We start from the raw sequence: 18,939 nt of genomic DNA, 5'->3' as shown, positions 1-18,939 counted from the left end.
TCTTGCGCCGGCACGGGGGTCGCCTCTCGGCGAGTGACGCAACCCGGGGCCGGCGAACCGGCTGTCCGGGAAGGTGAGTTGTGGAGCCCGGGGACCCCTCCGTACCGACAGCCAGTACAACGCAGGCGGCCACCGAATGTTCCACGGCCCGCGAGTGATGTGGATCGCGACCGTTCGGGTGACGCCCTTTGTTGAGCTACCGGCGTTGCCACTCGCGTGGGAGATGTCTGTCGGTCAGCTGCATCTGCCGGCCGATGAGGGGCGGCTGGACGCGGAAGTCGCGGCGGCAGAGGGGAAATGAGCGCTGGCAGACCTTCGCCAGGCGGTGGGCCAGGTGACTCCGGTCGGCGAAGGGTGCTCGGATGCCACGCCGCTCGGGACCTTCGACGCGCGCCGGGCCCGCGTCGCAGCCGGCAGCGGGCGGGTGCGCTGCGCGTGGTCCAGACCGCGACCGGCAGGTGGCTCACCTTGCTGCCGAAAGCCGGCGACCGCGTGTGGCAAGCGCTCTCCTCCGGGGGTGAGTGAGGGTGGTTGTTTGTGTGGCCCCCTGGGCGCGGAAGGGGGGCTTCCAGGGGGCCTGGCCCGCCGCCCGGTCGGGGGAATGTCGAGGCTGAGCGGGTTGTCGGTGACACTAGCGGTAGAAGTCGATCTAGGATCAGTCCACGAAACGGTGAATCGATCATGGTGAACACTTACTCTTGGTGATCATGTGTGGTGAGGCGGTTTCGGGCCCCTTCAGGCGCGCCGAACCATGTCGTGAGGGCTTCGCGGAGGCCGGCCGGATCGGCGGCCGAGTCGAGCGGCGCGGCCCACGCGATGTGCGCGTCCGGACGGAGGAGGAGGGCGTCGGCCGGGCGGAGGTGGGTCTTGGCGGTGTGGAGGCCCACGCGGGGAGCCCAGGGTTCGGCAACCGCGCGGAGTTCCGGGCGGCCGGCGAGGTCGACGAACACCGGCCGGCCCAGGCGCACCAGCGAGGCGAGAGACGACGGGCCGTCGTCGGTGGTCAGAGGGAAGTCGCGGGCGAAGGTGCCGGCCAGGGGGTGGTCCGAACCGGGAGCCGGGTAGCGCAGGTCGGTGCCGCCGATGGTGGCGGCGAGGCGGCGCAACGATTGTTCGTCGGTGAGGAGCTCCTGGAACAGCGCGCGAAGCGCGTCCGCGGCGGGGTCGTGGCCGCGGCGCAGGGCGGCCTGCGCGCTGGTCTGCAGGAGGGCGCGGGAGCCGGCGTGGTGGCGTTCGGCGTGGTAGCTGTCGAGCAGGCCGGGCGGCGCCCAACCCTGCGCGGCCGCGGCGAGTTTCCACGCCAGGTTGACCGAGTCGAGCATGCCGAGGTTGAGCGACGCCCCCGAGGAAGCCAGCAGGTGCGCCGCGTCGCCGGCCACGAAGACGCGCCCAACCCGGTACCGGGGGACCTGCCGGCCCTGCCACTGGTAGCGCGACAGGCGCCGCACCTCGCCGAGGGGCAGCGAACCGCCGAGTACGCGCCGGATGCTGGCCTGAAACTCGGCCTCGGTCATCGGGCTGAGGTCGTCGTACTCGGTCGCTTCCTCCTCGACGGTGTTGATCAGCAGAACCTCCGGCCCGATCGCGCCGAACGCGAAGACCCCGCTGTCAGTCCGCGTGAAACCCTGGCGCAGCAACCCCAGTCCGGGTACGTCCAGGTCACCGTTCTCCAGCCGGTTCACCGAATCCGGCACCGTCGCCTCGACGAGCCGGTTCACCTCCGGGTACGTCGTGCCCGGGAACGGCAGGCCCAGCAACTCGCGGACCCGGCTGCGGCCGCCGTCGCACCCCACGACGTAGCGAGCAGTGAGCTGGTACGGCCCGTCGGGGCCACGCACGTCCACTGTCACCGCGGCGTCTTCGCGAAGGCCGACAACCTCGTGCCCCTCCCGCAGCTGCACCCCGAGCTCCGCCGCGTACTCGGCGAGCGTGCGTTCGAGCACCGGCTGCGGGATGCTCAGCGCGTAGTACGCCGGTTCGGCCAGGTGTGAGAGGTCCAGCTGCGTCCCGCCGAACGGCAACGACGGCGCCGCGTGCGCCGGGGAGGCGGCAGCTTCGAGCCGCTCCAGCACCCCGCGGTAGCGCAGCAGCTCCACGATCTGGCCGCCGAGACCGTTGGCCCGCGGCACTTCCCTGCGTCGCGGCTGCCGTTCCAGCACCAGCGGCCGGACCCCGGCAAGGCGCAGCTCGGCGGCCAGGACCAGGCCGGCCGCACCGGCGCCCACGATGATCACGTCGTGCACTTCGAACCCCCATTTCGCTGACGGCCGCCGATTCTGCGGCACGACGGGGGTCTTGCGGCAAGCCCTGGGGTGCGCTATAGCTTGAGAGTGGGAGACGTCCAGTGTGGACGGATCCCCTCACGCCACCCGGACCTCGACGCCGGCTCGGCGAAACCGTTCCAGTGCCTCCGAAGGCGCCTCGGCGTCCGTGACCAGCACGTCCACGTCCTCCATGCCGCACACGGTCGCCAGCGCGGTGCGCGAGAACTTGGCACTCTCGGCAACCAGCACCGTGCGCCGCGAAGACCGCTTCGCGGCGCGCTTCACAGCAGCGTCCTGCAGATCGTGGGCGGTCACGCCGTCGTCGGGCGACAGGCCGCAGCACGTGAGCACGAAGGTGTCGAACCGCAGCGCCGCGAGCGCGGCCTCGGTGATCGGTCCGACCATCGAGCCCTCGCCGAAGCGCGTGGTTCCGCCGGGCAGCAGCAGGTTCACCGACGAGCTTGCGGCCAGCACCGTCGCGCTCGGCAGGGCGAGCGGCATCACCGTCAAGCGCCGGCCGGCAAGGGCGCGGGCGACCGCGAGCCCGCTCGTGCCGCTGTCGACGACCACGGCCTCGCCGTCGCGCACCAGCCCGCCCACCACGGCCGCGATCCGGTCCTTCGCCGCCGCGGACTCCACCTCGCGCAGCGCGAACGGCAGCTCCTCGCCGCGCATCAGCAGGCTTACCGCGCCACCCCGCACGCGGCGCAGCGTGCCTTGCTCGGCCAGTGAGTCGAGGTCGCGCCGGATGGTGACCTCCGACGTGTCCAGCGCGCCGGCCAGCTCACCGACGTCGACGCGGCCGTCGCGCCGGAGCCGCTCGAGGATGCGTTCGTGCCGGGGGTTGCCTCGCATGACTGCCGAACTTACCTCCCTTTCGTTCGAAAGGGCTGGGCGTCTGTGAAGATGAACATGTTCGTTACGACCTTGTTCGGAACGAACATGTTCGTTATCGTGAAGTCATGACCGCACCACGCAGCCGCCGGGAACGTCCGGCCAAGCCGGCTCTCACCCGGGCCGGAATCATCACCGCCGCGCTCGCGATCCTGCGCGCCGAAGGCCTGTCCCGGCTGACGATGCGCCGGCTCGCGCAGGAGCTCGACACCGGTGCGGCGTCGCTGTACGTCTACGTCCGCAACACCGTGGAGCTCCACGCCGCGGTGCTCGACGAGCTGCTCGGTGAGGTCGAGCCGGCTCCGCCGGCCGGGACGTGGGCGGAGCGGCTCGAAGCTGTGCTCGGCTCGTACACGGCGGTCTTGTTCCGCTATCCCGGGCTGGCACAGTCGGCGCTCGTGGCCCGTCCGCGCGGGGACAACTACCTGCGGCTGGTGGACACGGTGCTCGCGTTGCTCGCCGAGGGCGGGGTACCGAGCGCGCAGGCGGCGTGGGGCGTCGACCTGCTGCTCCAGCTCGCCACGGCGACGGCGGCCGAACACGCCGACGAGCGCCCCGAAGACCGCGAGGAATGGCGGGCACTGGCGGCCGTCATCCACGACGCGTCACCCGAGAAGTACCCGCACCTGGCCGCCGCCGGGCCCGACTTGCTGTCCGGCGAGCCCGGGCAGCGGCTGTCCTGGGCGTTCCGCGCGCTGATCGCCGGAATCGCCGCCACCCCACGAACCTGAAGGAGAAAGACCATGAAGATCACCGTCATCGGAGCCGGCCTCGGCGGGCTGACGCTCGCGTCCGTGCTCCACCGCAACGGCATCGAGGCCACAGTATTGGATGTCGACGCGTCGGCATCGGCCCGCACGCAGGGCGGGATGCTCGACATCCACGAGGAAACGGGCCAGGCCGCGTTACGTGCGGCCGGCCTGTACGAGGAGTTCCTGCCGCTGATCCACCGCGGCGGGGAGGCCATGCGCGTGCTGGACCGGCACGCGGTGGTGCGAATGTCCGAAGAGGACGATGGCCAGGGGACCCGGCCGGAGGTCGAACGCGGTGCTTTGCGCGACCTGCTGCTCTCGTCGCTGCCGGAGGGCACCGTCCGCTGGGGCGCCAAGGTGGTTTCGGCCCGTCCGCTGGGCGATGGCCGGCACGAGGTCGCGCTGGCCGACGGTTCGACGCTGGAGACTGACGTGCTCGTCGGGGCCGACGGGGCCTGGTCGCGGATCCGGCCGCTCGTCTCGGCCGAGGTGCCCGCGTACACCGGGATTTCCTTTGTGGAACTGGATCTGCTGGACGTCGCCGCGAAGCATCCGGAGAGCGCGGCGCTCGTCGGCGGGGGAATGTTCATGGCGCTCGGGCCGGGCAAGGGGATTCTGGCGCACCGCGAGCCGGACGGCAGTGCGCACGTCTACGTCGCTCTCCAGGTGCCCGAGGGCTGGGTTTCCTCACTCGACTTGTCGGACGCGGCTGCGAAGCTGTCGCAAGAATTCGCCGGCTGGGCCCCGGAACTGAAGGCGCTGATCGAGTCGGCCGACGGTGAGCTGGTGCCGCGGCCGATCCACGCGCTGCCGGTGGGCCACGAGTGGGCGCGCGTGCCCGGCGTGACGCTGGTGGGCGACGCGGCGCACGTGATGTCGCCGTTCGCCGGCGAGGGCGCGAACCTGGCGATGATCGACGGTGCGGAGCTGGCGTTGGCCCTGGTCGAGTCCGACGGGAACGTCGAGGCGGCCCTTGCGCAGTACGAGAAGGCGCTGTTCCCGCGCAGCGAGGAAGCCGCGCGGGGTTCGGCGGAGAACCTCGTGACGTCGTTCGCCGAGGACGCGCCCGACGGCGTGCTTGCGGTGTTCGAAGGGCACTGAAATTCCGTCGACCGCGGCCTTGAAGATCGTTACGCTCGGGGGCTCGTCCGACCCGGGGGGATGATCTGGCGTGCGGAGCCGTGGTGGGGCGGTGCTGCTGGCGGCGCTGGTGGTCGACTCGGTGGGCAACGGGTTGTTCCAGCCGCTGTCGGTGCTGTTCTTCGCGAAGCTGACCACGGTGCCGTTGGCGCTGATCGGCGTGCTGCTCAGCGCGGCGAACGCGCTGACGCTGCCGGTGCCGCTGATCGCCGGGCGGCTGGCCGACCGGATGGGTCCGTGGGTGCTGGTGGTTGCCGCGCAGGGTGCGCAAGGGATCGGGTTTCTGCTGTTCACGCGCGTGACCGGGCCCGTCGGCATCTTCCTCAGCGCCGCGTTCGTGGCGATCGGGGTGCGGTTCTTCTGGTCGTCGGTGTTCACCGCGGTGGCGGATTTCGTCGACGGCAGCGCGAAACCGCGGAGCAAGGACTCCTGGTTCGCGTGGATGAACGTGACCCGCACCGCCGGGCTGGCCATCGGCGGCCTTATCACCGGCGTCGTGGTCACGATCGGCACCCCGGAGGCGTATCGCGCGATCGCGTACGGCTCAGCGGCCTGTTTTCTCTGCGCGGGCGCGGCGATCGCGGTGCGCGTGCGGGCGCCGCGGCGCGCGGAGGGTGACGCCGGCGGGTACCGGGGGATGCTGCGGGCGCGGCCGTTCCTGGCGTTCACCGGGCTGAACGCGGTGTTCGCGTTGACCAGCATGATGCTGGCACTGGGGTTGCCGGTGTTCGTGACCGTGGGGCTGCACGGTCCGCCGTGGCTCGCGCCCGCGATGCTGGTGGGGAACACCGTGCTGCTCACGGTCCTCACCGCGCCGGCGGTGCGGCTGGTGTCGCCGCTGCGCAGGACGCGCGTGCTGATGGCTTCGGCGGTGCTGTGGGCGGCGTGGTGCCTGGCGTTCGCGCTGCTGGTGCCGGGGCAGCTCGGGTGGGTGGTGCCGGTGCTGCTGGGCGCGACGTTCCTGTTCACCGCGGCGGAGACCGTGCACGGTCCGGTGTCGCAGTCACTGGCCACGGAGCTGTCGCCGCCCGGCGCGCGAGGGCGTTACCTGGCGGTGTTCCAGTACTCGTTCACGGTCGCGAGCCTGGTGGCGCCGGCGTTTTTCACCACGTTGTTCGAGGTCGGGTACTGGCTTCCGTGGCTGGTCCTGGGCGTGGTGAACGTGTTCGCGGCGCTGGCCATGCGGCTGCTGGAGCGCGTGATCCCCGTCGCCGCTACTACTTAAGGATTACGCGGGACGAGCCGTCGAGCCGATTCGGGCCGGCGGCGCACGCTCTCATACTGGACCCATCGCGTCCGATGTGGACCGACGAGAACCAGGGAGAGGACCGATGACCATCCCCACCGCGCTGGCCGCCGCAGCCCAGGACGGCCCCCACGCCGCGAACATCGCCGTCGGAGTCGGGATCATCGCGTTGATCCTGATCCCGGTGGTGTTCTTCCTCGCCGCGCTCGTCAGCGTGCTCGGGAGCCCGCTGGGCGGCGGGATGAAGCTGGTGTGGGTCGTGTTCGCGTTCTGCGCGCCGTTCCTCGGACCGCTGCTGTGGTTCCTGGTGGGGCGGCGCAGCGCCGAGGCCGGGGCGTATCGCCGAGTCTGATGTGGACGGAAGCGGCGGACGGGTGTTCGAGGCCCGTCCGCCGCTTTCGTCAGCTCACCTGCAGGTCGACGCAGGAGTAGAACGCGTTGGCCGTGTCGGCGATGTTCCAGATGGCCAGCACGGTCTGGCGGCCCGTGCGGTTGCCCAGGTCCACCGAGTGCGACACGGTGGCCGGCGGCACCTGGTTGTTGCCGCTGAAGCTCGCGATGCGCGTGTTGCCGATGTAGTACTCGTAGGTGCTGGTCTTGTGCCGGGCGGTGAACGTCCAGTTGAACGTGACCGTGCCGCCGGTCGCGGTGGCACGCCAGGGCTTGCTGTTGTCGTTGAGTTCGGCGAAGCGCGCGACGCCGCCGTTGCAGGTGCGCTGGCCCTTCGGGCCTTCCACGCTCTGCGGTTCCCACTTGATGTCGCCGCAGGACACGATGTTCTGCGCGCATTGCGCCTGCCGGCTCGCGGGCGCGTTGACGTAGCCGTGGGCGCTGGCCGTGCCCACGGGGCCGACCAGCACGATCACGGGTGCGATCGCCGCACCGGCGAGGGCGGCCACGAGCTTGCGGTTCGTTTTCATGCCGGGCTCCTTCGACAGCGGTGCCCGCTCCCACGGATGGCCTTTGAGGGCGCGATCGAGCCACCGCGTGGGAGGTGCGCGGGCGGGGAAAGGGAGAATGTGGTCTAGACCATACTGTGAACCGGGCGTTTCGGTCAAGAGGTAGCAAACCTCTGGAGCAGTCGGACGACCTTCGCCGGACTGGTGCATACTGTATGCAATTTGGTAGCCTGAGTGCGTCCGACCGCTTCGTTCCGTCGAACACGGAGGCTCTCGCCGCGATGTACACCGTCACCGACCCGGCCACGGGTGAACTGATCGAGCAGATCGAGAACTCCACCGACCAGGAGGTGCGCGACGCGATCGCCCGCGTCCACCGCGGCTACCTGTCCTGGCGGGAACGCCCGGTCGCCGAACGCGCCGAGATCGTCGCGCGCGCGGGCGAGCTGTTCGCCGAACGGTCCGACGAGCTCGCCGCCATCATGACGCTCGAGATGGGCAAGCGCGTCAACGAGGGCCGCGGCGAGGTCGGCATCGTCGTGGACATCTTCTCCTACTACGCCGAACACGGCCCGTCCCTCATCGCCGACGAGCCGTTGAAAATTCAAGGCGGCGACGCTGTCATCCGGAAAGAGCCGATCGGCGCCCTGCTCGGCGTGATGCCGTGGAACTTCCCCATGTACCAGGTAGCGCGGTTCGTCGCGCCGAACCTGGTGCTGGGCAATACGATTCTGCTCAAGCACGCGTCCATCTGCCCGCGCTCGGCCGTCGCGATCGAGCAGGTCCTGCGCGACGCCGGTGTGCCGGAGGACGCGTACGTCAACGTTTTCGCCTCGTCGCGCCAGGTCCCGTCGATCCTCGCGGACCCGCGCATCGTCGGGGTTTCCCTGACGGGCAGCGAACAGGCCGGCATCTCGGTGGCCGCCGAGGCGGGGCGGAACCTCAAGCGCTGCGTCCTCGAACTGGGCGGCTCGGACCCACTGATCGTCCTCGACACGGACGACCTGGACGAGACGGTGAACGCCGTCGCGACGGCCCGCATGCGCAACTGCGGCCAGTCCTGCAACGCGCCCAAGCGGATCATCGTGGTGGGGGAGCTGTACGACTCGTTCGTGGAGAAGCTGACCGCGCGGGTGGCTGCTTTCTACCTGCCGGGCGACCCTTCCGACCCTTCGACGAAGCTGCCACCCCTGGCCTCGGTCTCCGCCGCCGACGAGGTTTTCGAACAGGTCTCGACCGCCATCTCCCAGGGCGCCGTGCTGCGTACCGGCGGCCACCGCGTCGACGGCCCGGGCGCCTACCTAGAGGCCACGGTGCTGACCGACGTGACCCCCGACATGGACGCCTACCGCGACGAAATCTTCGGCCCGGTCTTCTTGCTGTTCCCCGCCTCCTCCGACGACGAAGCCATCTCCATCGCCAACGACTCCCCCTTCGGCCTGGGCGCCAGCGTCTTCGGCACCGACCCGGCCCGCATGCGCACCGTGGCGAACCGGATCGAGTCGGGGATGGTGTATTTCAACAAGTCGGGTGGCTCGCAGGCGGACCTGCCCTTCGGCGGGATCAAGCGCTCGGGGATGGGCCGGGAGCTGGGTCCGCTGGGGATCGAGGAGTTCATGAACAAGAAGTCGATCCGGCTGTGAGCTGCCGGGTGGTGATTCGTGGCCTGGTCAGGCCGTCTCGGATTCGTCCGGGACGGCCTGGCGGGCTGCGTGGTCTCGTCCGTCTCCTGTTTCAAGTGTCGGGTGGTCATCGGGATGCCGGAGGCGCCTCTTGCCCCGCAGGGATCTTCCCGCCACGCAACGTTTCTTCACGCGCCGCGTCGACCATCCGCTGTTCGTAGCCGACGAAGTACAGCGCCTCGTGGTGGTGCCCGCGATCCATGTCCGCGATTCGTTCGTACATCCGCTTGTTCTCCTGGTGGAACGCGATCACCGTCGAGGGCGGCGCATCTGGCGGCGGGTACCGGCTCTGAGCCCACTGGTGCGCCCCGTAGAGGGTCGTCGGCCCGGCCGCACTGTCTTTCGCCGCGTACTGTTCCGCAGTCATAGCTGCTCCCGAACCTGCTCGGGCCGGACGGACTCCGGCGCTGCCGGCACTACTCTCCGGAAATCTCCGGGACATGATCACCTCACGGCGGGACCTCTGGGGACGTCCCTGGTACGTTGAAGACGTCCCTAGAAGTCCAGAGGAGGGTCATTGCCGAACGAACGCCTGCGCGACGCGCTCATGCGCAACGGGCTCGACCCGGAGCAGGTGGCCAAGGCGCTCGACGTCGACCAGAAGACCGTGGAGCGCTGGATCAGCAAGGGACGCACACCGTACCCGAGGTACCGGCACAAGCTGGCCGCGCTCATCAAGGAGTCGGAGATCTACCTCTGGCCGGACGCGGTCGCGCCGGAACGCAAGGCGGCGACCGCCACGGCTGAGCTGGTGCAAGTCTTCCCGCACCGCAACGCTGTGCCCGCTGAACTCTGGGACCGCATCATCGGCGACGCCGCCAGCGACATTGAGATCCTGGTCCACGCCGGTCTGTTTCTCATCGAGCGCCCGAGGTTCATCAAGGACCTCGCCAAGAAGGCCAACTCCGGCACATCCATCAGGCTCGTGTTCGGCGACCCCGGAGGCGATTCTGTCGCCCTCCGTGGAGACGAGGAGCAACTGGGCGACGGGACCCTTCCAGCCCGGATTCGCAACGCCCTCGCCTACTACAAGCCACTCGTCGGCGTCCCCGGAGTGCAAATCCGCTTCCACAACACGACCCTGTACAACTCGATCTTCCGCTTCGACGACGAGATGGTGGTCAACACCCACATCTTCGGCTCCCAAGGCGCCCACGCCCCAGCCCTCCACCTCCGCCGCCTCTCGGCCGGCGACCTCTTCGAGAGCTACTCCGAAAGCTTCGAATCCGTCTGGAACCTCTCCCGCGACGCCCAGTTCTAGGAGCCCACATGTCCCGCACGGATTACCTCGACGACCCCCATGCGCCCGCCGCGAACAGCATCGCTGTCGCCGTCTCCGCCTTCATCCAGGACGAGCGCGGCCACATCCTCATGATCCGCCGCACGGACAACGACCTCTACTCGATCCCCGGTGGTCAGCTGGAGCTTGGGGAAACCCTGTCGCAAACAGCGGTGCGCGAAGTCCGCGAGGAGACAGGTATCGAGTGCGAGGTGATCTCCCTGGTAGGGCTGTACTCGAACCCCAAGCACGTGGTGGCATACGACGACGGTGAGGTGAGACAGGAGTTCTCGATCTGCTTCCGCGCCCGAGCCATCGGTGGAACGCTCAGGACGAGCGATGAGAGCAAGGAAGTCACATGGGTCACCCCTGATGACCTGTCCGGGCTCAACATCCACCGGTCGATCCGGCTCCGCATGGATCACGCGTTGAGCAACCGGAGTGAGCCGTACTTCACGTAGGACTGACGCGATTGGACCGCGCATGCTGACAAGTTTGGCAAATATACGACCGACAAGTGAAAGATCCTACGGGGAAGTTCATTTCGAATGGCAATTTGAGGAGCGTTAAGGGGTGATCGAGTCTGCTGATGAATTTGTTCGACTGTGCAGGAGTTTAGATCCAGGAGAGTATCGCAGGGCCGCATTGGAGGAGGCATCCGAGCAAGTGTGGATGGAAATCGTTGATCGCTATCCAGAAGGGCGAGTGGGAGTTGCCCTAAACAAGACTATTCCGCTCGCAGTACTGGAAGTCCTTATCGACGATCCTAATGCTCGCGTACGCTTCATGGTGGCTATGAAGAGAAAGCTGACATCGGGTCTTCTCGAGCGCCTGGCTCAAGATGCAGAAGAGTCGATTAGAATGAGGGTTGCGCTGCATAAGAACACTTCCAGGGAGACGTTGGAATCTCTTCGATATGACCCCTGGCATGAAATTCGCGCGACAGTAGAAGATCGATTGGGAAGTTGATTTGCGAACTTGCCCCGCGTAGCGGTGCGTCGTCGATTTTCGGAACCACTTGCCGAGTGGCTCGATCACCGATTCGCGGCCAGCACTGCCGCGAGGCCCTCTTGGAGATCTTTGACGAAATACCCCGGAACCTCCAGCGACGGGAAATGTCCTCCGCTTTCGGGTGAGCTCCATCGGACGATCTGTCGGTACCGCTCCTGTGCCCAGGGGCGCGGACACTTCTCGGGGTCGCGGGGATACATAGTGATTGCCGCCGGGACGTCGACCCGGAGTTCGGGATCGAGCGAGTTGTGGCTTTCGTAGTAAATGCGGGCCGACGATGCGCCGGTGTGTGTCAGCCAGTACAGGGTGACGTCGTCAAGAACGCTGTCTCGGGAAATCGTCTCGAACGGGCTGTCTTCGGTGTCCGACCACTCGGCGAACTTGTCGAGGATCCAGGCAAGAAGCCCGACCGGTGAGTCGACGAGCGAGTAGCCGATGGTTTGCGGTCGGGTCGCCTGCTGCTTCGCGTAGGCCGCGTTGTGGCGCCAGAAATCGCGGGTTTCGTCGGCCCACTTGCGCTCGACCGCCGTCAGCCCGTCCGTTGTCAACCCGGGCGGTCCCTCCGCGAACGTCGTGTGGATGCCGAGAACGTGCGCCGGGAACCTGCCGGCGAGAACCGTGGTGATATTGCCTCCCCAGTCGCCGCCGTGGGCTGCGAACTGGCTGTAGCCGAGCCTTGCCATCAGTTCCACCCATGCGGCCGCGATCTTTTCTGTTCCCCACCCTGTCGTGGCCGGCTTGTCGCTGTAACCAAAGCCTGGTAGCGACGGAACCACGACGTGGAACGCCGGCGCGTCTGCATCTTTCGGATCTGCCAGCTCGTCCACTACATCGATGAACCGAGTAATGCTGTCCGGCCAGCCGTGCGTCAAGATCAGAGGAGTGGCATCTGCGCGCGCGGATCGGCGGTGCAGGAAGTGGATTCCCAGATCATCAATGGTCGTGCGGAACTGGCCGATCCGGTTGAGGCGCTCTTCGAACGACCGCCAGTTGTACCCGGTGCGCCAGTAGTTCACGACATCGACGAGGTCGGCCAGCGGAACACCCTGTTCCCATCGGCGAGGATCGGGCGCGGGGCGATAGACCGTCTCGGCCTCCGGCAGCCGCGCCGCGGCCAGCCGCGCGCGCAGATCGTCGAGGTCGGCGTCAGGTGCGTGGGCTTCAAATGCTTGCACGTCGCTGGTTGGACGGGGCATGAGACCTCCTGGCCATCGCGGAACCGGCTTAGATGGTTCTAGCATGTCGTCAGGCCGACGTGCAACCAGCTAAGGTGGTTCCATGCGTGCTGCGTTCCCCGACTTTCGCCTCGGTACCGTGCTGGCGACCAGCTTCACGGCGACTCTGACGGAGCGTCGTGGCGACGCTGTGGAGCGCATTTCCGCGCCGCACCGACTCGTCGACTGGCTGGCGATGAACGGCCTCGCCGTGGACTCCTGCACCACCGCCCAGCTCGACCTCGCTCGGGAACTGAGGGAGTCGATTCACGCCGCCGCGACAGCGGCCGCGATCCAGGACGCTCTCCCTGCCTCGGCTGTCCAAGTCATCAACGACCGCAGCGCTCAGGGCCGGGCCGCGGCGATCCTGACGCCTGAGGGCAAGCGGCGATGGCAGCTCAGCTCGGCTTCCTGCGTGGAAGATGCCCTCAGCGTGATCGCCGCCGACGCGATCAGCATCATCGCCGGCGAACGAGACGGAAAGTTGGCCTTGTGCGCATCGCCGACCTGCCAAGCCGCCTTCTTCGACACCAGCCAAAGCCGCACCCGCAAATGGTGCGACATGAACACGTGCGGGAATCGTGAGAAGAAGGCGCGCTTCAATGCCAATCGGCGCAAAAACCCCAGATCAGTGGAATGACTGTTACTTCGGTAGACCGTTCCCCGAACGGTTGCCAGGTGGGTGAATTGAGAGACGTATGTCGAAGGATGGGAATTTTTCATGGCGTGGATGAGTTCGGAAGCCGCTCGAATTGCCGGGTCGGACGTTCTTGACGCCCTCAGGCAAAATGACGTAGTCGTGGAACTTCGTGGAGTGATAGAACGCGGCTGGATCACAGTGGATGATGCCCACCTGCTCGAGGCGTGGTATCGAAGTTATTTCGGCGACCGGGACCGCTTCTCTGCTGTCATCGACTACGAGGCGGCGGTCAACGGTCGCGGTATTCCCGATCTTGATCTGACTGAAATCGGCGAATCGCTGGTTTCACCCCTGCTCCGCAGAGGGGTGGCGTTCGCTTGGGCCGCCCTCCATCAACAAAACGACGATTTGCCGGCCGTCCGGATGGCTGCGTATATCTCCGCTGGACCGACAATGCTCGACCCCGATAAATTCACGGGGAACGTGACGTTCTGCACCGTCCCTCTTGGGCGGCCCGGCTATATCGACCCCATGAAGTTGACGAAGGAGGATATTGTCGTCGCACTATTCAGCGAGGACTGCCGACATCCTCTTCCGGTAACTACCTACCGGTGATCGGGCCGCAGCAAGGAACCCAGCCAACCCGCGAAAACCACCTGCGTCTCAGCCAACACGGCAGCCTGATCCGAAGCCGAAGCGATCATCCGCGCCGCCTCCATCACCGCGCTCAAAATCAGCTGCGCCAGAGTGCGAATAGGCATGTCCACGATCAACCCCGCCGCATGTGCCGAAGTCAGGGCCGACACCAGCAACCCCAGCCCGTACTCGCCCTCGATCTCGCGCCAGACGTCCCAGCCGAGCACCGCGGGGGCGTCTGCCAGGGAGATGCGCTGGACCTCCGGCCGGAGGCAGGCCTCCAGGAACGTCCCCAGCGCCGTGGTCATGCCGACCAGGGGATCGGCAGACGCTGTCATCACCGCGGAGACCTCGGCCGTCAGTTCGCGTTCCACCTCTTCCACCACGGCGCGGAACAGGCCCAGCTTGTCGCCGAAGTGGTGGTAGAGCGCGCCGCGGGTGACGCCGGCCGTGCGGGTGATCTCTTCGGCCGGCACGTCGTGGTAGCCGCGCGTGCCGAAGAGCTCGCGGGCGGCGCCGACGAGGGCCGCGCGCGTGCTGTCGGAACGTTCCTGCTGAGTGCGTCTCACCCGGCCTAATCTGCCATGACGCTCGCGAACTCGACGATGTGCCCGGCGAGCACGTCGGGCTGGTCCTCCGGGACGAAGGTGTACGAGTCGGCGATCTCCACGACGCGAGCGTCCGGCAGCAGTTCGGCCAGCCGGTACGCGAAGCGCACGGGGAACAGCTTGTCTTCCGAAGCCCAGGCCAGGAGAACGGGCGGCGAAAACGACCGCAGTTTCTCCGCGGCCGCCAAGGTGTGCCGGGGGTGCACCGAGCGCAGCAGCTTGCGCAGGTCGCGTCGCACGCCGGAAGACCCGCGCAGGCGAAGAAGGTAAGACTCGGCCACGGAAGAAGGCAGCGGCTTCTTCGTTACCCACCCGAACAACAGCGGCAACGGCCACAACGCCCGAATCCGCAACAGCTGCCCCAGCACCGCCATCGAACCCGGCACCTTCGCCACCACCGGCAACGGTTTGAAGATCGGCGGGAAGAAGTACTCGAAGCTGTCCGACGGCGTCAGCACCACCCGCGCGACGCGCGACGGGTAGCGAGAAAGCAGGATCTGCGTCACCGCGCCGCCGGTGTCGTTGGCGACGAGCGTGACGTCGTGCAGGTCGAGGGTCTCGAGGAAATCGCCGAGCAGGGTCGCCATGCCCGGGGCGCTCAGGTCGGCGTCGGCGCGCATCGGGATCTCGTGGGCGCCCATCGGCAAATCCGGGGCCAGGCAACGGAATCCGGCCTCCGCGACGGCGGGCACGACCTTGCGCCACAGTAGCGCGTTGGTGAGCACCCCGTGCACGAAGACGACCGGTTGACCGGCACCGCGTTCGTAGTAGCGCACCTCGCCCTGCGGCAGGCGGATGCGGTGGTCCTGTCCGAGTGAGGAAGTCATGCGACCAAGATACATACGTACAGTCTGTATGTAAATGCGAAGCGGACATGACTGTGCCCGCCGCACCCGGAAGAGGGTGCGACGGGCACAGGGGGATGGGTCAGGAAAGTTCAGCTGCCAGCTGCGAAACGCCCCAGCGCAGGTCCTCTTCGGACACCACGAGCGGCGGCGCCAGCCGGATCGTGCTGCCGTGCGCGTCCTTCGCCAGCACGCCACGGCGAAGCAGGCCTTCGCAGACGTCACGGCCCGTGCGGTCGCGCACGTCGATGCCGGCCCACAGGCCACGCACCCGCACCGCGTCGACAGCCGACGAAGGCAACTCGGCCAAGGCGGAAGCGAAGACCCGGCCCAGCTCGTCGGCCCGGCGCTGCGGCTCACCGGTCTTGAGCTTCCGCACCACCGCCGTCCCGACAGCGCACGCGAGCGGGTTGCCGCCGAACGTGCTGCCGTGCTCGCCCGGCCGGAACACGCCCAGCACGTCACGGCTGGACACCACGGCCGACACCGGCATGATGCCGCCGCCCAGCGCCTTGCCCAGCACGTACATGTCGGGCACGACGTCCTCGTGGTCACACGCGAACGTCCGCCCGGTCCGCCCGAGGCCCGACTGGATCTCGTCGGCGACGAACAGCACCTGAGCGGCAGAGCAAATGGCGCGAACCTCACGCAGATACCCCGAAGGCGGCAGCACCACACCGCCCTCACCCTGGATCGGCTCGATGAGCACCGCCACCGTGTCCTCGTCCACCGCGGCCCGCAACGCCTCCGCGTCGCCGAACGGCACGGTCACGAACCCCGGCGTGAACGGCCCGTGGTCGGCGGTGGCCTCGGGGTCGTCGGAGAACCCGACGATGGTCACCGTGCGGCCGTGGAAGTTGCCGCCCGCCACCACGATCTTCGCGCGCCCGGCGGGCACGCCCTTCACGCGATAGCCCCACTTGCGCGCCGTCTTGATGGCCGTCTCCACGGCCTCGGCGCCGGTGTTCATCGGCAGCACCATCTCCATGCCGCACAGCTCGGCGAGCTCGGAGGCAAAGGTGCCCAGCTGGTTGTGGTGGAACGCGCGGCTGGTCAGGGTCAGCCGGTCGAGCTGGGCGTGGGCGACGGCCAGCAGCTCGTCGTCACCGTGGCCGAAGTTGAGGGCGCTGTAGCCCGCGAGCAGGTCGAGGTAGCGCCGGCCTTCGACGTCGGTCACCCACGCGCCCTTGCCTTCCGTGAGCACCACGGGCAGCGGGTGGTAATTGTGGGCCAGTGCGGCTTCGGCGCGTTCGATCTCTTCGCCGGTGATGGACATTTCTCTCCGCTTCGAAAAAATCAGACGAGGGTTCCGGCCGGCTGCGAGGCCGCCGGTTCGGGGTCGGGCTCTGGCGCCGGCCGGTCCGGGCGGCGCCGGACCTTCTTGGGCCGGTCGAGCAGCTCGGCGACGCGGGAGAGCCCGAAGTTGATGACGATGTAGATGACCGCGGTGAACGCGTACGTCTGCACGAAGTTGGCGTTGAACTCGCCGATCACCTGCCCGTCGCGCAGCAGCTCCGGGTAGCCGACGACGTAGCCGAGGCTGGATTCCTTCAGCGTGCGGATCACCTGTGTGACGAGCGCCGGCCGCAGCGCCCGGAACACCTGGGGCAGTACGACGAGAACCATCGTCTGCCCGCGGCGCAGGCCGATCGCCGCGGCGGCGTCGAACTGACCGCGGTCCAGCGAGTTGACGCCGGCGCGGACGATCTCGGCGAAGACCGCCCCGGCGTGCAGCACGATCGGGATGGTCAGCACCCAGAACGGCGGGAGGTTCCAGCCGAACATGGGCAGGCCGATGAGGAAGAAGTACACGAGCAGGATCAGCGGGATCGCACGGAAGAGCTCGATCAGCCCGGCGCACGGGATCGAGACCCACTTGTGCGTGGACAGCCGGCCGAGGCCCATCAGCGTGCCGAACACCAGGGAGATCGCGGCGCCGGTGAGGCCGACCTCCAACGTGGTCAGCAGGCCCTGCAGCAGGTAGCGGATGTTCGACCACTCGATGAGCGGCTCCCACAGGCGCGCGGTGAGCTGCTGCACGTGGGCGAGCTGGGCGATGGCGCCGCCGACGGCACCGATCAGCGCGATGACGGCCACGACGGTGGCGATCTTCAGCCGCTTCTGGCCTCGGGGCCCGAGTTCGTCGAAAAGGGCGGGGGAGCGCGACTTCATCGTCGGATGCGAACCTTCCGTTCGACGACGCCGGTCAGCTGGCCGATCGTCAGGGTGATCAGGAGGTAGCCGATGACCGCGGCGATGAAGGTCGGGATCGGCTGGGCGAAGTCGAGGTTGAACTGACGCGCCGAACCGGTGAGCTCCTGCACGCCGACCGCCGCGCCGAGTGCCGAACCGAGGCACACGTTGATCAGGATGTTTCCCAGTGGCTGCACCATCGACCGGAACGCCTGCGGCAGCACGACCTGCCGCAGGACGCCGGAAAACGTGAGGCCGATGGCACGCGCCGCCTCGATCTGGCCGAGCGGCACTCCGGCAATGCCGGAGCGCACCGTTTCGCAGATGTAGGCGCCGAAGTACAACCCCAGCCCCAGCACGACCGACCCGAACAGCGGGACGGTCGCGCCGAGGTAGGGCAGGCCGAAGACCACCATGACCATCACCAGCAGCATCGGCGAGTTGCGCAGGCAGTGCACGTAGAACCCGGCGGCCGCCCGCAGCGGCCCGATCGGGCTGACGCGGCAGACACCCAGCAGGGTGCCGATCACCAGCGCCAGCGGAAACGCGATCGCGGCCAGCTCGAGGGTCGTCAGCAGACCGGTCAGCAGCTCACCGAGGTGCGCGAAGAGCACGGACATGGGGTCTCCGATTTCGGGGTTCGGGTCAGACGCCGGGGACGGAGCCGAGCTTCGGCGGGGTGGGCGGCGGGGTCTTCAGCAGCTTGCCGACGGTGCCCTGCCAGAGCTTGGTCCAGGTGCCGTCGGCCTCGATCTTCTGCAGGAACTCATCGACGACCTGCTTGAACACCGGGTCGTCCTTGGGCTCGCCGATGCCGAACGGGTTGGAGCCGAACGTCGCGTCGAGCAGCTTCACGTCCGAGCGCGTCTGGATCGCGCCGAGCAGCGAAGCGTTGTTCAGCGTCACGGCGTCGGCGCGGCCCTGCTCCACCGCGGCGATGCACTGCGCGGTGGTGTCGAACAGCACCGGCTGCGCGGTCGGCACCTCGGTGACCAGAGCGGTCTTCGCCGCGCCGGACTCGGTGGCCACCTTCTTGCCGGCGAGGTCCTTGGCGGTCTTGATCGTGGTGTCCGTGGACTTCACGATGATGCCGCTGGCGGCCATGTAGTACGGGCCGGAGAAGTTCACCAGCTTGGCGCGCTCGGGCGTCATCGTGTACGTCTGGATCGCGACGTCGATCGTGTGGTTGCCGAGCAGGCCCTCACGGGTGTCGGAGCCACCGCTCTGCATCTTCGCCGAAGGCTTGCCCAGCAGGTACTTCGCGAGCAGGTCGGCGATCCCGGCGTCGAAGCCGGAGATCTTGCCGGTGGCCGGGTCGAGCTGCGAGAAGCCCAGCGTGTTGCGGCTGCCGGCCCAGACCAGCTCGCCGCGCTGGCGGATCTTGTCCAGCATCGGCGAGTGCGGCAGGTTCTGGCCCACCGGCGCACCCGCGACGGCGTCGTCCTGGCTGATCATCTTGGCGACGTCGGCGGCGGCCGGCTTCGGGGCGGCGCCGCCGGGGGCCGTGGCCGGGGCGCTGCCGCACGCGGCGAGCAGCGCGCCCGCGACGACCACCGCGCCGACGGCGGCGGTCATTCTGGTCAGCTTCATTGCTTTCTCCTTGTTACGGTGCGGAATTCAGTGCTGGAGGGACTAG

General features: G+C 68.0%; 21 protein-coding genes. 10 read left to right on the top strand and 11 right to left on the bottom strand.

Translation table 11 applies throughout. From position 1 onward, the window contains the following. Positions 1 to 692 precede the first annotated feature (692 nt). Positions 693 to 2,243, bottom strand: coding sequence for an FAD-dependent monooxygenase (locus tag K1T34_RS06965; protein ID WP_220243463.1), 1,551 nt, complete (start codon positions 2,241 to 2,243; stop codon positions 693 to 695). Between the two features lie 117 nt (positions 2,244 to 2,360). Next, on the bottom strand, positions 2,361 to 3,119 hold the full coding sequence (locus K1T34_RS06960) for a DeoR/GlpR family DNA-binding transcription regulator (RefSeq protein WP_220243462.1): 759 nt from the start codon (positions 3,117 to 3,119) through the stop codon (positions 2,361 to 2,363). Between the two features lie 107 nt (positions 3,120 to 3,226). On the opposite strand from K1T34_RS06960, the gene K1T34_RS06955 reads away from it, so the two are divergent. The 4 genes from K1T34_RS06955 (at position 3,227) to K1T34_RS06940 (ending at position 6,648) form a co-directional block, all read left to right on the top strand. Further along, the gene (locus K1T34_RS06955) at positions 3,227 to 3,889 is read left to right on the top strand and encodes a TetR/AcrR family transcriptional regulator (RefSeq protein ID WP_220243461.1); all 663 of its coding nucleotides are present in this window, start codon (positions 3,227 to 3,229) and stop codon (positions 3,887 to 3,889) included. Between the two features lie 12 nt (positions 3,890 to 3,901). Further along, positions 3,902 to 5,011 (top strand): NAD(P)/FAD-dependent oxidoreductase, encoded by a 1,110-nt coding sequence (locus K1T34_RS06950; RefSeq protein ID WP_220243460.1) that lies wholly within the window; start codon positions 3,902 to 3,904, stop codon positions 5,009 to 5,011. 70 nt (positions 5,012 to 5,081) lie between these two features. Continuing rightward, on the top strand, positions 5,082 to 6,275 hold the full coding sequence (locus tag K1T34_RS06945; RefSeq protein ID WP_220243459.1) for an MFS transporter: 1,194 nt from the start codon (positions 5,082 to 5,084) through the stop codon (positions 6,273 to 6,275). Between the two features lie 106 nt (positions 6,276 to 6,381). After that, complete coding sequence (locus K1T34_RS06940) at positions 6,382 to 6,648, top strand: PLD nuclease N-terminal domain-containing protein (protein ID WP_220243458.1); 267 nt, start codon at positions 6,382 to 6,384, stop codon at positions 6,646 to 6,648. A gap of 49 nt (positions 6,649 to 6,697) precedes the next feature. On the opposite strand, the gene K1T34_RS06935 is transcribed toward K1T34_RS06940, so the two are convergent. Next, positions 6,698 to 7,216, bottom strand: a complete 519-nt coding sequence (locus K1T34_RS06935; RefSeq protein WP_220243457.1) for a lytic polysaccharide monooxygenase auxiliary activity family 9 protein — start codon at positions 7,214 to 7,216, stop codon at positions 6,698 to 6,700. A 260-nt stretch (positions 7,217 to 7,476) separates the two neighbouring features. On the opposite strand from K1T34_RS06935, the gene K1T34_RS06930 reads away from it, so the two are divergent. After that, on the top strand, positions 7,477 to 8,838 hold the full coding sequence (locus K1T34_RS06930; RefSeq protein ID WP_220243456.1) for an NAD-dependent succinate-semialdehyde dehydrogenase: 1,362 nt from the start codon (positions 7,477 to 7,479) through the stop codon (positions 8,836 to 8,838). Positions 8,839 to 8,944: 106 nt separating this feature from the next. On the opposite strand, the gene K1T34_RS06925 is transcribed toward K1T34_RS06930, so the two are convergent. Continuing rightward, positions 8,945 to 9,244, bottom strand: a complete 300-nt coding sequence (locus K1T34_RS06925; RefSeq protein WP_255638365.1) for an AMED_5909 family protein — start codon at positions 9,242 to 9,244, stop codon at positions 8,945 to 8,947. Positions 9,245 to 9,394: 150 nt separating this feature from the next. On the opposite strand from K1T34_RS06925, the gene K1T34_RS06920 reads away from it, so the two are divergent. The 3 genes from K1T34_RS06920 to K1T34_RS06910 all read left to right on the top strand — a co-directional run bounded on the left by K1T34_RS06920 (position 9,395) and on the right by K1T34_RS06910 (position 11,125). Next, positions 9,395 to 10,138 carry a DUF5919 domain-containing protein gene (locus tag K1T34_RS06920; protein ID WP_220243455.1) on the top strand — a complete coding sequence of 248 codons (744 nt, stop codon included), beginning with the start codon at positions 9,395 to 9,397 and terminating at the stop codon, positions 10,136 to 10,138. An 8-nt stretch (positions 10,139 to 10,146) separates the two neighbouring features. Beyond that, on the top strand, positions 10,147 to 10,617 hold the full coding sequence (locus K1T34_RS06915) for an NUDIX hydrolase (protein ID WP_220243454.1): 471 nt from the start codon (positions 10,147 to 10,149) through the stop codon (positions 10,615 to 10,617). Positions 10,618 to 10,729: 112 nt separating this feature from the next. After that, positions 10,730 to 11,125, top strand: coding sequence for a hypothetical protein (locus tag K1T34_RS06910; RefSeq protein ID WP_220243453.1), 396 nt, complete (start codon positions 10,730 to 10,732; stop codon positions 11,123 to 11,125). Positions 11,126 to 11,190: 65 nt separating this feature from the next. Here K1T34_RS06910 and K1T34_RS06905 read toward each other — a convergent pair whose 3' ends face one another. Continuing rightward, positions 11,191 to 12,363, bottom strand: coding sequence for an epoxide hydrolase family protein (locus K1T34_RS06905; protein ID WP_220243452.1), 1,173 nt, complete (start codon positions 12,361 to 12,363; stop codon positions 11,191 to 11,193). An 82-nt stretch (positions 12,364 to 12,445) separates the two neighbouring features. Between K1T34_RS06905 and K1T34_RS06900 the strand changes: the two genes are divergently transcribed. Together K1T34_RS06900 and K1T34_RS06895 are read left to right on the top strand one after the other, a co-directional pair. Continuing rightward, positions 12,446 to 13,021 carry an ABATE domain-containing protein gene (locus K1T34_RS06900; RefSeq protein ID WP_220243451.1) on the top strand — a complete coding sequence of 192 codons (576 nt, stop codon included), beginning with the start codon at positions 12,446 to 12,448 and terminating at the stop codon, positions 13,019 to 13,021. A 90-nt stretch (positions 13,022 to 13,111) separates the two neighbouring features. Then, positions 13,112 to 13,636: a hypothetical protein gene (locus tag K1T34_RS06895; RefSeq protein WP_220243450.1), complete on the top strand. Its 525-nt coding sequence runs from the start codon at positions 13,112 to 13,114 to the stop codon at positions 13,634 to 13,636. On the opposite strand, the gene K1T34_RS06890 is transcribed toward K1T34_RS06895, so the two are convergent. The 6 genes from K1T34_RS06890 to K1T34_RS06865 form a co-directional block, all read right to left on the bottom strand. Continuing rightward, a complete protein-coding gene (locus K1T34_RS06890; protein WP_220243449.1) occupies positions 13,627 to 14,226 on the bottom strand; it encodes a TetR/AcrR family transcriptional regulator in 600 nt (199 codons plus the stop codon). The genes K1T34_RS06895 and K1T34_RS06890 overlap by 10 nt on opposite strands. A gap of 5 nt (positions 14,227 to 14,231) precedes the next feature. Beyond that, positions 14,232 to 15,092: an alpha/beta fold hydrolase gene (locus tag K1T34_RS06885; RefSeq protein ID WP_220243448.1), complete on the bottom strand. Its 861-nt coding sequence runs from the start codon at positions 15,090 to 15,092 to the stop codon at positions 14,232 to 14,234. Between the two features lie 100 nt (positions 15,093 to 15,192). Continuing rightward, positions 15,193 to 16,386, bottom strand: coding sequence for an ornithine--oxo-acid transaminase (gene rocD, locus K1T34_RS06880; protein ID WP_220243447.1), 1,194 nt, complete (start codon positions 16,384 to 16,386; stop codon positions 15,193 to 15,195). 20 nt (positions 16,387 to 16,406) lie between these two features. Then, positions 16,407 to 17,282: an amino acid ABC transporter permease gene (locus tag K1T34_RS06875; RefSeq protein ID WP_220243446.1), complete on the bottom strand. Its 876-nt coding sequence runs from the start codon at positions 17,280 to 17,282 to the stop codon at positions 16,407 to 16,409. Continuing rightward, complete coding sequence (locus K1T34_RS06870; protein ID WP_220243445.1) at positions 17,279 to 17,923, bottom strand: amino acid ABC transporter permease; 645 nt, start codon at positions 17,921 to 17,923, stop codon at positions 17,279 to 17,281. The genes K1T34_RS06875 and K1T34_RS06870 overlap by 4 nt, the downstream gene beginning before the upstream one ends. Before the next feature lie 25 nt (positions 17,924 to 17,948). Continuing rightward, positions 17,949 to 18,893, bottom strand: a complete 945-nt coding sequence (locus tag K1T34_RS06865; protein WP_220243444.1) for a transporter substrate-binding domain-containing protein — start codon at positions 18,891 to 18,893, stop codon at positions 17,949 to 17,951. Positions 18,894 to 18,939: the final 46 nt, after the last annotated feature.

The sequence above is a fragment of the Amycolatopsis sp. DSM 110486 genome (genome assembly GCF_019468465.1).
Taxonomy (GTDB): Bacteria; Actinomycetota; Actinomycetes; order Mycobacteriales; family Pseudonocardiaceae; genus Amycolatopsis.
The sequence above is the reverse complement of the archived record's forward strand: the minus strand, read 5'-3'. Positions and strand labels throughout refer to the sequence as shown.